The following is a 15293-nucleotide window of genomic DNA, read 5'->3' on the forward strand; positions in this document are numbered from 1 at the left end:
TATGTTCAGGGTTAAGCAGATGTAGGTTTGGATAATGTATGTGGTCAATGTACTACCCTGTATTGCATCGACTGCCTCCGAGGGTTACACTGCCATAACTGAGCGGCCATCCACCGCTTAACTGTGCTCACTGTGTGGTTTTGACCAAATAGCATATCTAAACCAAGTTCACCATGCTCACCAGCGTTGATCGTTTACTATTCGTGCGGGGTGTCCCCATCTTTAAAGAACTGCGGGACGACTTTCTAGTGCGATTAGCATCCATCATGGATGAGCTGTCTTTTCCTGCAAATCATAGAATTTTTAAGGAAGGTGAAGAGGGCCGTTCTCTTTATATCGTGGTCTCAGGACAAGTACGGGTACATTTGCGATCGCAAAACCTAACCACCTTAGATAAGGGGACGTGTTTTGGTGAAATGTCCCTGTTTGATGCTGAACCACGCTCCGCCTCAGTGACCACCATTAATGCCTGCGATTGTCTGGTTCTGACTCAGCAGCAGCTATACGAAGCCATCGACGAAACCCCCGGCATCGCTGTCAACATTATTAAGCTCCTGTCGCGGCGCATTCGCGAGATTAATAAGGAGCGTAATCAAAAACAAGCCAGTCAACCCACAAAAATCTCACCCATCCTTCAGGATGCGCTGCAAGAAGTCCCCAGGCCTAATGCTAGCAACGGCAATAGCAAGTCCCAGAGCCCTGCCAAAACTCGGCAGAGAAAAGTGCGTCAGACGCCAACAACCACTCGCTATGAAAACCCATGGCCCTATTAGTCACCCCGCTAAACCATGAATAAGACAAAAAAGTGGCTAAAACTGGTGGTAATTGCGATCGCAACCATCGCAGTTATTTGGCTCATTCAACGCTATGGCGTTAGTCAGCTACGAGACAACGTTGAAACCTTTGGCGTTTGGGCACCATTAGCCCTATTTTTCCTCAGGTTTACCAGTGTTGTTATTCCCGCTTTGCCAGGCACCGCTTACTCTGTATTGGCAGGGGGCCTACTAGGTTTTTCCCAGGGTCTTTTGGTGATCTGTCTGGCCGATCTCTGCTCTTGCAGCTTGAGTTTCTTTTTATCAAAGCAATTTGGTCGTAGCTTTGTGCAACGCCTGATAGGCGAAAGATTCATCAGCCGCGTTGATAACCTCAGTCAAAGGCACCTAGAACGCAACTTCTTCTTAATGACAGCCTTTCTAATGACAGGTTTTTTTGACTTTGTTGCCTATAGTGTTGGCCTCACAAAAGCACCCTGGTTACGATTTATTCCAGCCCTTATCCTGAGCATTGCCATCTCGAACCCTCCCATCGTCGCACTTGGGGCAGGCGTGTTAGAGCAAGGAAGATTACTGTTAGTTTTTGCAGTTTTAGGAGCCTTTGCCTTAGCACTTTTAACCGGCTTCCTACAGCGCAAGCAGCCCATAAGCTAATGCTTGCGCCCCAACCATAGCCAAAGACTGAATCGCATAATAATCAGTCCTATGGAAGAATAATGCAACATTCACTGCTCCAACGTTAGGGAGTCTAGCACCCATGAATGTTGCATTATCGTTTTTTACTCTTTAGCTAACAGCAACTGGCTGACGACTCCACTGATGCCGTATTTGTTGACTTAACTCCATCTGTTGTACAGGGGAGCCTGCCAATAATACAGTCACCTTACCCGCCTGAATAGTCCCCCAATTAACTAACACAACACCTGTTTTAGTGATTGGGTCAAATTCTAGGCCATCTAAACTCAAGTCCGCCAGTTGTCGACAGTCAGTATGCAAGGTTTCACTACACCAACTTGGTACATTCAACCGAGCGGCAATCTCAGTGGGATACGAGGAACCGTTATATCGAGGGTTGCATTCAATCGCTAAATATAGTGGCCCTGTTGGAAAATCCGCAACCGCCACATCAAACCCAAAGGTCCCCCTCATCCCCTGTTCAAACATCCATTGAGCCATGGGATCTGTAATATGCCATGGCTGATGCAATGTTGGATAACGATTACCGCCATGCACACAACCGTCTAAGATTTGCTCAGACACCAGAGCACGCGTTAATCCCTCCGATGTCACCCGATATTGCAGATTGAGAAAAGCAGAGGCCTGGATCTCCACCTGGACTTGAAAAGGCTTGTCTTTCGGAAACTGTTCTACAGCATCTAACAGATCCGCAGAATTCTCACATCGAAAAATACCAACACCATGATCTGAGACAGCTCGCTTTACATAGCAAGGATAGGAAAAAGCTTCAAGATTTCCTAATTGCGTACGACTTTCAAAACACTCAGTCTGGGGAACAGGAACACCGAGTTGATGAGCCAATGCGACAAAGTTATTCTTAGAATTCATGTATTCAACAACTTTGTACCAGTCGCCATCTAACTGCCTTAGGATCCTGGCACAACCCTGATTATGATCAGAGGAATCATATTCAAACGCATGGCCAAAGAAATAGACCGAGATTTCATCAGGAGACTGTTGAGCCAGCTCTTCAAAAGCAACATCCCAAATAATATCGTGACTATGCTCTAACCCAATGCGCGCATAGTGCTCTCTCAACATTGGCCAATCAGCCATCAAATCTGGATGTAACTGGACTTTATCCCCTGGAGAGCTTAAGCCCAAAGCTCTTCCTGAAAAAAGATGAACCCCCCGATTGACGTCCAGGGTACTCATCATGATGTCATGGTTAAAGATCTTCATTGTTAAAATTCTCAGAGCGATAGTGAACTTAAATAACTAACGTAAGACTGCGAAGATTGCCCGCTTGCTCTATGTTTCCAGTGTCTGAGAGACAAATCGATTCAGAACACGACCTCCAACCACGGATCAGCATGAAGTATCCTGCATCACTAATGCAATAGTAAAATATTAAATAATTTGAGATATCAATATCTCTAGAGCACAAGCCTCGACTGCACACAGGCACTCCTACCAGCTTCTCAGACTCAACGTATCCAGCAAAAACCTCAATTAAGACACGATCATCAGCCAATCAAAGCTCTTTTCTCCCACTCTAAAAAACAGATTTTTTTGCCCTTAAAATATCTTGTTTTCATGACATGAGAACAGAAAACCTGTAAATCAATACTCTGTTTTGTTTAGAAAATTGTTATATATTCTTCGAACAAATGATTTCCAAGATCAAAATCAAACTTAACTCTTTAGTAAGATTTAAAAATATAAAAAACATTCTCCCGGCATTAAGAAGCCAGGAGAGAATAAAAAACAATGGGGCTTGATCTAACTACTGCTGACTGTAGCAGCAGTTAAACGACCTAATTGCTACTTATGTTGGAGCAATCAAGTTTGAACTGACATCTGCACGGTCAAACCAGCTTTAGTTAGAAGCTGAATCAAATCTTCCACTGAAAACCGGCTAATTTCGCCATTGATCAGATTTTGCATACGAGGAGAAGACTGCCGAAAAGCTTGGGCCGCCTCATCCAATGTCCAATGTCGTTCCTGAATATATAGCCGCAGCGCCAGCATTAACTCTGTCCTAATGCGCAAGCTCTCCAGCTCTGCTATTTCCAAATCTAATGTGGATTGCTCTAATACGGGTAACCCACTCACTCTCAAGTCTTGGAGCAAATTCATGATTAGCAATTAGATATGCTGACTTCAGCCACTACATTATGCGATACTTCTGTAGCCAAAGTAACCGAGTCTAATGCGCTAATAACTGAGTGCGTGAGATAACAGTGGGTTCCAGTTATTTGAAATTTTATTAAGCTATGCCAGATCAATTCTCTCTCATTATCCATGGTGGTGCAGGAGCTTTAGAACAAATAAAGCGTGAGGGAAATGAAACAGAGTTTATGGAAAGTATTCGCAGCATTTTAGAAAGTGGGCGCAGTATTCTAACAGCGGGTGGCAGTGCACTAGATGCAGTTGAACACTGCGCTGCTCAGTTAGAAGATGATCCACTCTATAATGCAGGTCGTGGTTCTGTTTTAAATGAATATGGTGAAGTAGAAATGGACGCTGCCATTATGGATGGCAAAACCTTCCAGGCAGGAGCTGTTGCAGGCATCACCTCAATCAAAAATCCAACTGCCCTAGCGCGCCAGGTGTTAGAGAAAAGTGAGCACGTTATGCTCATTGGGAAAGGGGCCCGTGAGTTTGCTAAATTTTGCGGTTTACCCCGCATGGCCAATGATTATTTCGTGATTGAGACTCGCGTTCGTCAATGGCGTGAGGCTCAAAAGGTAGGGGGCATGATGCTAGACCATGAAGCCGCCACACCTAGCCAAAAACTTGGCACCGTTGGGGCCGTTGCCAGAGATAGTGCCGGGAATCTAGCCGCCGCTACGTCTACGGGAGGGATTGTGAACAAACGCTGGGGGCGGGTAGGGGACAGCCCTATCGTTGGTGCTGGTGTCTTTGCTGATAATGACACCTGTGCTGTTTCCGCCACCGGCTATGGAGAACAGTTCCAACGAACGGTACTGTGCAAAATGATTGCGGATTTTGTTTACTTCCAAAAGTTGGATGCCCAAGCTGCAGCCACTGCTGGCATTGATTACTTAGTGAAAAAAGTCCAGGGTTTAGGGGGGGTCATCGTGATCGATCAAGCAGGCAACTGTGCAGTAGGCCATTCAACATCTGGCATGATTTACGGTTGGATTGAGCATGGCGGCGAAGCCCTATGTAAGTTGGCTTAAATCCATTGGCCATCCATAGGGTTAAATAGTGTGACTAAAATCACTGAATATCAATCAAAATTGTTCTTTAGCGATAAAAATAAAGCTGAATATCGGAGACAAGCCTCCAAAAGTACTCATTTCTGTTTGATTATCTCAAGCTCTTCTGTGTTTTTTGAGAACTATCACTCACCTGAGGTGGAAGCGAATGGGCTTTAGTCGCATCGACAATAATTCCATAGCCATTACAATGTTCACAGGGCCCGCCTGCACCACCGCACACAGGGCATAGCCCCTCGTGAGCCAGGGATTCATTAGATAAACGAATGCTCACGAACATGACGAAGCCTAACGCTGTTAGGATCGCTAAAAAAATCCATAGGGGAAACATCACCACCTAACCTCTGCATCAGCATTAATTATAGCGAATGTCTATTCACAAGGACGACTCTGATGAAGGCCTTGCATATCTTTAGTCGTATTTATTTCTCCTGTAATTGCCAGGAACCATTCCAACTCTTTTTAGGCGGATGTTTCTGAAGCTGCTGACAACGTTCTAAATAAATCCGTGTTGCTTGATCCTCAGGTGTTTTACGGAGCAACGTCATAAAGGTTTCAATGGCAAGATCAAACTCACGCTGCTCGTAAAGCATTCGGCCTTCTTCGTAGAGAGCAATGTGTTCTTGTTGAGTAGAGTTTAGGGGTTGTGACCGCAATCCCAACACTTCATACAAGTGCACCGGCTGCCGTTTACCCCGTACGCACACATAATCCAACTTTCTCACCCAGACTGTCTTCTTGCATAGCTCATAGGTATTTTCGCTAATGATAATGGGGCAACCATAAAACTTGGTAGCACTCTCAATGCGAGAGGTGAGATTCACACCATCACCGATGGCAGTAAACTCCATACGTTTACTGGAACCGATATTGCCCGTAATGACATCATCGGAATTAATGCCAATGCCAATTTGCAAAGTAGGCAAGCCCTGTAGCTGTTGTTGTTGATTAAAAACCGTCAGTTGTTGTTGCATACCTAAGGCGGTGGCAACTGCCCGCTGGGCATGATCTTCTTGGGGAAGTGGTGAGCCAAATACCGCCATAATGGCATCACCAATAAATTTGTCTAGGGTACCTCGGTGGGCAAAGATCACATCCACCATGGTCTCAAAGTAACGATTAAGGAGAACAACAATCTCTTCAGGGGCAAGCCGCTCAGTCAGTGCAGTATAGCTGCGAATATCAGCAAATAAAATCGATACAAACTGGCGCGCACCGCCTAAGGTGGTGTTATTGTTATCTAGTAGTTGTTCAGCCAGATCCTGACTCAAATAGCGATACATAGTAGCCCGCACCGTCTCTGTTTCTCGTAGTGCGGCCTCTGCCCGCTTACGCTCAGTAATGTCCTGTACTGTCCCCGTAATCCGATCGGTTTCGATGTGAACATGCTCATTCACCGTACGCTCTGTACCATCGGGTAAAATCAGCCGATAGTCTAAACGGTAGGGTTTTTGATGGGTCCGTGCTACATTCCAAGCTAACCCCACCCGCCGCTGGTCCTCTGGGTGTACCCGTTCTAGAAATAACGATTGACTGGGTGGGACCGAACCAATAGGGTAGCCCAAAAGGTTATATAGCTCATTGGACCAAATGAGAGAATTATTGTGAGGCGACAGTGTATTGTCTTCCGTTTTTGTCACCACAGCATTGACAGTTTTATCAAGCGCTTTTTCATTCAGACTGATGCTCCAATCCCAGTTACCTAGCTGAGCAATGCGCTGGGCGTTAGCCAAGCTTGCTTCACTCCGGGCTAATTTTGCTCGACTTTGCTGACGTTCTGTCACAACCACCGACAACACCAACGCCGTCAGGGTAATCACAGCCGCATAGGTCTGGAGTAGCAATATTGCTTCCTCTAGGTTGCCGTCCGCTTTCGTAATAAACGGCCCACCCCGGTGCACGGCCCCTGTCACGGCAATGACTGACACCAGGAAGCTGGCCAGGGTAGTTCCGCGCAACCCCAATCGCAGGGCAGACCAAACTACAAAGGGGAAGGGGAGGTATTCTAAGGGGTATTTTGCGATCGCACTATCCGTATGTGCCCCAAACACCATGGCACTGACGGCCACCAGCAATCCTAAACAAAGACCTAACTCCCACCGGGAGCCAATGCGGAGGGTCATCTGCCGTTGCCGACCCGCTGCGATCGCTAACAATAGTGGTGTCAGCACCAAAATACCCATGCCATCTCCGAGCCAGATGACGATAGCATTTTGGACCAGCTCTTGCCCTGTTACTGCACCAAACCCATAGCCCACAATAGTGCTATATACCGCATTAATAATAGGAGTGAGCAATACCCCAAAGCCGATAAAGGTCAGTAGATCATCCAGCTGCCAGTCGTATAGCTGCAAACTTTTCTCCCATCGACGGCGTAAGCAATAACTACCCACCACCGCCTGCAGAGCACTGCCAAAGCAGAGTATCAGAGACATGATCCAGGGTGCTTGATCAGCGAGCGAGGCCCAAAATGCACCCAAGGCAACGCCAACCCAGAGGCTTTGGCCATTTATTAACAGAGCAGCTAGGGCAATGCCAGCCGGTGGCCACAGGGGCGAAGCCGTCGCTTCTATATTCAGCGCGTTGGTGGATAGCTGGGCGGCGAGAAAGAAACAGACGGCCAGACAGCCGATACGCACCCAATAACTGGTGTGCCATTGATGCTCATTTGCCATTGCTCAGTAGATGTCATAATTTCACGCTACACTGGGACAAACCAATGGTTCCAGTAGTCCCCGTTAAAAAAAATGCAGGTGGGTAAGGTCAGGGTACCCAACATTAATACATGTGTTGGCTAATAGTAGCTATTTAGATGCCGGGGCAGTGAAGAGGCAATTAATGGGTAGCAAAGGTACTATTTACCTAGCATTGCTGATCCTCGGGATGATTTTAGTTATGAGACACCGTTAAATAGCAATGACTTTAGACCGGTTCATCCCCTAAATCAGCAATCGCATTTATCTCAACAAATTCATTCCTTGACCCAGAGGTGACAGTTAAGGCTACAAGAAAGCGGCATTTGCCACAATTCTATCTGCACCTGACAACTAGTAGTCTGTGAAATCAGGACAAAAACCACCTTTAAACCACCAGGCAAACTTGCAAAAGAGAGACAAATTTAATTGAGAAGAGTTTTGTTAGATACAACACATGCAGAAATAGGCAGAAGCGTCAGTAATCCCTTAGGGGCCTAAGTAATAACCAATACCAAGACCTCAGGCACATTACTAAAATATTACAACACAATGGGTTAGACCCCCTTACTGCCCTCCATACTACTGCACCACCTACACTTAAGAACTACAAGGAGACTTTGATTAACAATTTAGACTAGAATCTAAAATCTTTATTAAAATCTTTTTGAGAGCCAGATAGCATTGATGTCAGGCAAAATGGCCCAGTTATCAAAGTTATCGTTGGACTTATACGTAGCTGATCCTCATAACATCCTCAAGGTCATCCTTTATGCTATGTATATCGAGTATTGAGTGAGGCCACTATGAAGAAAGTTGACAGTAAGGCAACTGGATGCTCCAATCAGCCTGGTCCAATTTCTTGGCAAAGCGTTCCTGAATTTATTCAAAAAGCATTGGCTGCGCAGGGTTGCGTTCTACTTAGGCATCGTCAACAACGCCCGTTACTAGCACATATTCGCTTTCAATACACCCCTTTTTCCTATGAGGGCGCACTTTATTACCTACAGTGCTGGTCCCATGATGAATGGGGAGTTTCTCCTAGTCCAATCATCTTTCCCTCTGAAGGCTCTTGTTCTTCTGATGAACTCAACAACGGCAGCCTGCTTTCACTAACTGTCAAAAAAGCTGTTGCTAAGTTTTATGGCATTTTTCCGGACAACTCTCCCTCTACTCCACCGTCACCTACCAAACAGTATGACGATAGATTACTACCGTTAGCTGGTTAAACCCATACGTGACGAATGCTGTCCCACGCTGAGTCAGCAGACAGCATTCCCTATCACTCGATCATTTGTTCTAGCTCAATCAGTGGAATTAGCCAGGCTACATCATAGGCAGCCAAGGTAACACTGAGGGTATCATCAACAATTCGCCAACCGCGACGCCCCATCAGGTCATACCAGTAATTATCCTGAGGAATTGCACAGAAAGGTTTGTTAGATCCATTATGAGACGTGTCTAACCTTTCTGATGACTGGTCTGATGACTGGGTATAGACGCCAGCCACCCCTAATCGCTCCAGTGGAATCGTAATCTGACAGCGCTGAGGTGTCACATTAGTTAGCGTTAAAATATGTTGCTCACAGTCAGGCGAAATCCGTAGCAACGCAAAAACCGCCGGATCTACTTGAATTATTTTTTGGTCGCCATTGGGATGAAAAGCCTTATTGCTGACCCGCACATCCAATAGTCGACTGAGTTGTGTGATCATCTGAGCAGGTCTAGAGTCAAGGTTTTTCAGTTCTTGCTTCAGGTCTGCGTAGTGAATTACGGCACGATTAATATCGCGTTTCACTTTTGTTTTTAGGACCGTCTCAATATTGTTACGGGTGCCAACGAGACCATGCAAGTAAATTCCTGGAATGCCTCTAAGAACTAAAGCAATACTGCGAGACGCGACCATACGTTTAATTTGTAGCTCTAGATCCTCATATTCACTATCCAAATTCAAGGCGCTAAACCAGGTGGAATTAATCTCATAGGGTTCTTCCACACCTCCTTCAGCCGTTCGATAGGAAATTAAGGCCCCGTGTTCTCTAGCACATCGAATGATAAAGCTAATCTGTTGCTCTGACAAAATATTTTTGACGCCCAATAAACCGATCCCATCATGGGTATCAAGAATATTAAAAAATGTCATCGCATCCGACGGATACTCTAGAGTCTGTACCCATTTGGATAATTCTGTTGCGTCTTCTCGGTAAAAGGTGTATAACACCAGCGGTGGCAAAGCGAAGTTATACACCATCTGAGCTTCATCATACCCGTTACCGAAATAGGTAATATTCTCTTCATGGGGAATGTTAGTTTCAGTTGTTAAGGCAACTTGTGGTGCTGCAATGTCCAAGACATCCCTAAATAACCGAATCACCTCATGGGTTTGGGCCAGGTTCGCGCAGGGCGTTCCCGGTTCTTCCCATAAATAGGTCACTGCATCCAAACGGATAATATCGGCCCCCCGCCGAACATAGAGTAGTAATGTATCAATTACCTCCAGCAGCACTTTGGGATTCGTAAAGTTCAGATCAATTTGATCTGGTGAAAAGGTTGTCCAGACCCAGATGGGACCCTCAATGGACTGATATTGGGTCAAAATATCCGATGTGCGCGGTCGCACAATCATCTCTCGCTGTTCAGGCGTCAGCTCATTGGGTGAACGGTAAGCAGTGGCAAAGTTGTGATAATCTGGATTGCCATTCAGCATTTCCTGAAAAGCCTTACTTTGAGAAGATGCATGGTTAAAAACACCATCAAACATCAACCGATAACGTTCTCCTAGGGACTCGATATCCTTCCAGGAGCCAAGATTTGGGTCTACCTCTCTAAAATTAGTAATAGAAAAGCCACGGTCAGAGCTGTAGGGAAAGAATGGCAAAATATGCACAGTATTGAATACCCCGCGCAGACCAGGCGTGCATTCTAAAAAGTCAGCTAGTGTTACCAGTGGAGAAACTGATTCACTGATCAAAATATCGCCATAGGTAATCAGGGCAATATCTTGTTGTGTAAATCTATCGACAGGATTAAAGTGACCATTCTCTGCCTTCTTCCCAGGTGTTTTGTGGGCATCGTGCACCTTGATCAGTCGCTCTAGCTCAGGGAGAGCTTGAGTAGCAGCTGTTTCACCATAGAGAAAGGTCAGTCGTCCTAATAATCGCTGTCGTTGCTCTGAAGAAATCTGTAACAGTGGGCATGTATAGTCTGGAGCAGCACTATAGGCTTTTCTCTTGAGAAAATCAGAGCTTGACATAAAATACAGACCTTAGAGGACGACTAGCCCAGATTCTCCAGTTATCAATAGGCTCATTTTCAGGTGTATCGAACTCTTACCAACAATGGCAAGCATTCCCAAAAATTAGCGCTGGATTCTTGATAAAAATTGAAATTTTGTATCAAACTACACCTTACAAAATTGAGCCCAGGAGACAGGTCTATGCTACCTTTTTGTGGAAATGCTTAAAATCTCCTAGGCCATGTATGGGCATTACAGAGGTATAAACTCTGCATATTCTTTGAGAAGGGGATATGGGCTATCAAGGAGTGTGGCAGCAAATCTGGTAATAACAACAGGTGCTCCACTTCCTGGGAAGAAATGGAGCACCTGAGAAAGAAACGCTTGTACTTTCTAGAATATGAGACTAAATATTGGTGCAGGTAATCACCTGACCAACGGCTGCTGAAATAGCTTCAATAAGACGTAAGTATCTAGACTGTGATTTTAGATACCCACTCCTGAACGAATGCGATCGCACTCTCCAACCAGCTACAACCCATAAAGTTGCAAATTTCAATTGTCGCAAGCAGCATAAGGGTGTTCATAATTATTTCTCCAAAACCTTAGCTACCCATACGCCAGCGGTTAGCTTCTCCCAGGGACACCCTCGTAAAGATCATATAAAGTTCTGAAAAGGCTACGGCATTCAAATTTTGAACGGCCTAGGGCATTGCTGATGGCCTCCGGTTAGGCAATAAAATGAGTAGGCCCCACCGGGTTCTTTGTGAGCCAGGTCAATGAACGCATCCATATGATTGCCAATGAAAGTTAGACACCGTTAGGCATATGCATAAAAACAACATGCAACTCGGCAACTAATAAGACCACCACTGTGGCACTACTTGATTCACCATTTGTCGCACCGTCTTATTAATCGCCCGTGCTGCCTGAATGTGGGGTTCATCGGGCACAATGGGGGTAATTTCTGCCGATGTTCCGGTGCCCAGCATGCTAATTACCTGATTCGCTGCTTCTAAGCCAGTAACATAGGCCTTTTCCTGGGACCAGGAGCCGTGGCGCGTCACAATCCAATCACCACTCATAAACACATTGCTAAAGCTGGTTATTCCCGGCAGCAGATAGCGATAGCTTCCCGGTGCAAAGTGGCTAACACCCTGGGAGATTCTCACAACGGCTTGGTCGACAACCTGGGCATCAGCAAACTCTGGAATACAGCCTGCCAAGTCTTTTTTCGTCAGGCTAACCACCTGTTCATCACTTAAAGGCAACAACTGATTTGCATGGTAGTAGTCCACCTCAATCACACTACCGGGTTCATCCTTATACTCATCATGGAGAGCATTTAAGTCAAAGAAGGTCCATCCTGTGGCCTGATGAAAGCCAAAGCAGGCATTGGATGGCAATGGTACGTCAATTTTGCGATCAAACCACAGTCGTGTCGCCAACACATCCACACCACCGAGGTTTTGCAAATCCCTAAATTCAGATCGATTGCGTAGAGCGTCACTGACCGCAACAATCTTTTTCATCCCAGTAATGCCGACTGAGAAAATTACAGCATCTGCATCAAAGGTTTCATCGCCATCCATACCTGTGCAAACTACACCTGTCACGCGGTTATCCTTTACCTGCACATCACTAACTCGCCTATTAGCCAATACTTTGCCACCTAAAGACTCAATCCGTTCTACCCAGGGACGAAAGATCATCTCGCCTACGGTGCCCCGACACCAGCGCACATCAAAGTCAGGCTGGTGGGCCAAAATAAAGTAGTAGAGCATGCCCAATGCCGCCGCCGCCGAACATTGCTCACCTGGGGCAAACAGCCCCACCAGCAACATGGGTTCAAAGGATTCTTTATATAGACGTTCTGAAACACCATACTGCTTAAATAGCTCTCTAGCGGTCATGCCGTCGTAACGTTTCCAGGCATCGTCAGAGTTATCAAAATCCACCACTGCGTATAGCAACGGCAGTGCCGACAGCCGATCTGCCAGGGGTAGCCGCTTAAATTTGGTATGGACAAAGGTGCCCATGGGGCTGGGCAAATAAGGCATTGCCTGGAACAGGGGTGACTTCACCTCTAGACCCGCTGGGGAATATTGAGACGAGCGGGTATAGGGGGTAAACGGTTGAATACCCAGTTCATCCACCAAACCAAAAATATTGTTGTAGGGATACCAGAAACCGTGAATACCGGCTTCTACAGAACGCCCCCCCGGCGTTTTCCAACCAGCAACTAGGCCACCGGGCTGGGGGCCAGCCTCAAGTAGCGTAACGTCATAGCCTTGCTTGACTAGATGATAGGTAGCTCCAAGGCCAGCCCAGCCAGCACCAACAACGATTACTTTTTTCTCGGCTGAATTCATAAATTGCTTACTCGCCTACCTTTGTACTGTAGACCAGAAGCTCATCCGGTGCAGCCTGTCGCGATGCTCATCCCTAGTAAAGGGATTCACCAGACATCACCAGGGGTATTAGCCAATAGCTTGATCAATCCTTTCCAGAAGTTAGGTATTATCCATTTCCATGGGATTGCCAGCGCTGACTAGACTGAGAAGTGGTCCCATCTGTTCCTGCCCATTGAGGGCTAGTTCACTGTGGCACAAATAAAGTCTTTCTGTTGTTCGGCCTAGCAAGTCTCGCAAAATTCTCTCTAACCTGGCCTCGTGCATGGTCTCAGTATCCGCAGCTGTTACCGGTCGATCTGGCCAACTGCTTAAGAAAATCTCAGCCCCAAACAGTTCATCACGACCCGTCAGCCAGCGGGGAGAACCGGCATCTAGCCAAAACTGCCAACGGTGGGTAAGTCGCTGGGCTCGATACTGAAATACAGTGGCCAACGTTACCCCTTGCCGCTCTCCATCTAACGATCTGGCCGGATAGGGATTGGCTGATACGGTGCCTCGCTGCAGTAAACGGATAAAACGCCCCACATCACTGAGAGAATCGTCTCCTGGCATGCCGCCATAGAGAGCCAAGCGCTGCTCCACATCCCAAAAGTATTGAGCCGTTTCCATCAGTTCTCGCAGAGCTGAAAGCTGATCGATGGGTAGATAGTTACCACGCCATAAAAAGTCTTGCACTGCCCGGTCCAGCATGATCACTGGACTGGTGGGATACCGCTGCTGCTGTTGTTTCTTTTGTTCGCTGAGCCAGTCCAAAATACGATTGTAGGACTCTGTAGCCTGGTGGCCCAGACGATCCCACCGGGGAAAATTCTCCACCGGCAGCAGGCGAGGATGCTCAATATCGGGGACAAAACAATGGTCGGCAATTAACTCCGACCGCACTGGATCAATGCGGGTCAGGTCGAACCAGGGCAAACTGGCCTCAGTTTCTGGGGTTTGGCTGAGCACCACTAGCATTTCAGCCACGGCATCACGATTAACCAGTCGTCCTAACCCTGGATAAACCAGAGATAGTAAGGCAAGCAAAGCCCGCACAAATGGAGAACTAATTAAAGGTCGCTGATCTTTAAGGGAGGCAACAACAATGCCTCGATCACTCAAAATCTCGATTAGACTGTAGCGAGCAATGGCGTCTAAACCAGGGCCAATCACCGCAATTTCTGCTGGCGTCACGACTTCACGGTGAATGGCATCGGCCATAAAATCCGCAGTCTGCCGCAGCATTTTGCCTCGGGTGGTGGCTGTGATTAATTGCACCTGCTCGGGCAATTCGGGGATGGCCAACGGGTCTTGCACCCACTGCACCACATCATCGGCCATGGTATAGCCGAGGCTATCAGTATCGGGGTGGGGCAGCTGTATCTGCTCACAGTCTGTTGCCAATGTTAGAGTGGCCGCAGGATCAGCGCCTACGCCTAAACGCACTTGACCGCTGGGGTTATAGGTAAATGCCTGGGAGCGACCGGCAGTTTTGAAGATTTGGAAGAGGGGAATTGCGATCGCACTATACTCATCGACATCATCGGCAGCTGTCCCAGCAAATCTCTCTAGCAGCTGCGTCTGATACTGAGATAAAGGCAACAAGTATCGCCAATAAAGCTCCGTCATCAGTCCATAGGTAAGCAACCCTCGTTCCAAACACCAAATGCGCCACTGCAACAGCGCAGCCCCAATCGCTTCCCAGGTATTGGCCGGTACCAGGTTCGGCATCATTCCCTGTTGCAGTCGCAGGGTAATTTCTTCAGTTGGAATACCTGCCGAAGCTGCCAACTGCAATAAATCTAGAGCCCGTCGCACCGTTTGGGATTCTGGCCAGCCTTCCACTTGCAACTCTTCTGCCAAAAGTGGCTCCCATAGCTGCAACGCCAACAGCTGTTCATTTTCAGGACGCAGCTTGAGGGGAAACTGAGCTTTAAGCCCCAGAGACTCCACTAGCAAAGGCCAGAAAAGAATGACTTCATTCTGAATAAAACCAGCGGGCGTAGTTGTGGTGTAAGGTACCTGATCTTGCACAGCAGATGCCAGCCGCTGAGCTAAAGCGATGCGGTTATCACCGTTGGCAGCAAACACTAACCAAGGACGTTCAGCCGTAGCCGTCTGCTGCAATAGCCAATTAATCAAATGCTGGGTTTTACCACTGCGCGTAGGCCCCGTAATCCACATCGATACCATAGCCGCCTCGTCATCCTGGACCATGACATCTGATAGTAGCTCTAATATTCGTTCTTAATTATGAGTGATTAGTTGTGAGTAAT

10 protein-coding genes are annotated in these 15293 nt (G+C 46.9%); 4 read left to right on the forward strand and 6 right to left on the reverse strand.

Features of this window, described 5'->3' with window-relative positions; all coding sequences use genetic code 11:
- Positions 1 to 173: 173 nt before the first annotated feature.
- Positions 174 to 773: a Crp/Fnr family transcriptional regulator gene (locus tag SPB21_RS15720; RefSeq protein WP_163667601.1), complete on the forward strand. Its 600-nt coding sequence runs from the start codon at positions 174 to 176 to the stop codon at positions 771 to 773.
- 15 nt (positions 774 to 788) lie between these two features.
- Positions 789 to 1427 carry a TVP38/TMEM64 family protein gene (locus SPB21_RS15725; RefSeq protein ID WP_499867096.1) on the forward strand — a complete coding sequence of 213 codons (639 nt, stop codon included), beginning with the start codon at positions 789 to 791 and terminating at the stop codon, positions 1425 to 1427.
- Positions 1428 to 1559: 132 nt separating this feature from the next.
- Here the strand turns inward: SPB21_RS15725 and SPB21_RS15730 are convergent, their stop codons facing one another.
- Positions 1560 to 2693: an ATP-grasp domain-containing protein gene (locus SPB21_RS15730; protein ID WP_163698279.1), complete on the reverse strand. Its 1134-nt coding sequence runs from the start codon at positions 2691 to 2693 to the stop codon at positions 1560 to 1562.
- 600 nt (positions 2694 to 3293) lie between these two features.
- Positions 3294 to 3590, reverse strand: coding sequence for a helix-turn-helix domain-containing protein (locus SPB21_RS15735; protein WP_163667592.1), 297 nt, complete (start codon positions 3588 to 3590; stop codon positions 3294 to 3296).
- A gap of 137 nt (positions 3591 to 3727) precedes the next feature.
- Between SPB21_RS15735 and SPB21_RS15740 the strand changes: the two genes are divergently transcribed.
- Positions 3728 to 4657 carry an isoaspartyl peptidase/L-asparaginase family protein gene (locus SPB21_RS15740; protein ID WP_006515208.1) on the forward strand — a complete coding sequence of 310 codons (930 nt, stop codon included), beginning with the start codon at positions 3728 to 3730 and terminating at the stop codon, positions 4655 to 4657.
- A 461-nt stretch (positions 4658 to 5118) separates the two neighbouring features.
- On the opposite strand, the gene SPB21_RS15745 is transcribed toward SPB21_RS15740, so the two are convergent.
- On the reverse strand, positions 5119 to 7371 hold the full coding sequence (locus tag SPB21_RS15745) for an MASE1 domain-containing protein (RefSeq protein WP_163698277.1): 2253 nt from the start codon (positions 7369 to 7371) through the stop codon (positions 5119 to 5121).
- A gap of 824 nt (positions 7372 to 8195) precedes the next feature.
- On the opposite strand from SPB21_RS15745, the gene SPB21_RS15750 reads away from it, so the two are divergent.
- On the forward strand, positions 8196 to 8618 hold the full coding sequence (locus SPB21_RS15750; RefSeq protein WP_499867097.1) for a hypothetical protein: 423 nt from the start codon (positions 8196 to 8198) through the stop codon (positions 8616 to 8618).
- A 53-nt stretch (positions 8619 to 8671) separates the two neighbouring features.
- Here SPB21_RS15750 and SPB21_RS15755 read toward each other — a convergent pair whose 3' ends face one another.
- The 3 genes from SPB21_RS15755 to SPB21_RS15765 all read right to left on the reverse strand — a co-directional run bounded on the left by SPB21_RS15755 (position 8672) and on the right by SPB21_RS15765 (position 15234).
- Positions 8672 to 10642: a sugar phosphorylase gene (locus SPB21_RS15755; RefSeq protein ID WP_499867098.1), complete on the reverse strand. Its 1971-nt coding sequence runs from the start codon at positions 10640 to 10642 to the stop codon at positions 8672 to 8674.
- 839 nt (positions 10643 to 11481) lie between these two features.
- Positions 11482 to 12996, reverse strand: a complete 1515-nt coding sequence (locus SPB21_RS15760; protein WP_499867099.1) for a hydroxysqualene dehydroxylase — start codon at positions 12994 to 12996, stop codon at positions 11482 to 11484.
- A 141-nt stretch (positions 12997 to 13137) separates the two neighbouring features.
- Positions 13138 to 15234, reverse strand: coding sequence for a hypothetical protein (locus SPB21_RS15765; RefSeq protein ID WP_499867100.1), 2097 nt, complete (start codon positions 15232 to 15234; stop codon positions 13138 to 13140).
- Between the last annotated feature and the right edge of the window lie 59 nt (positions 15235 to 15293).

It is taken from the genome of Leptothoe sp. ISB3NOV94-8A, assembly GCF_043421595.1.
In the GTDB taxonomy this organism is placed as follows: Bacteria; Cyanobacteriota; Cyanobacteriia; order Phormidesmidales; family Phormidesmidaceae; genus Leptothoe; species Leptothoe turfae.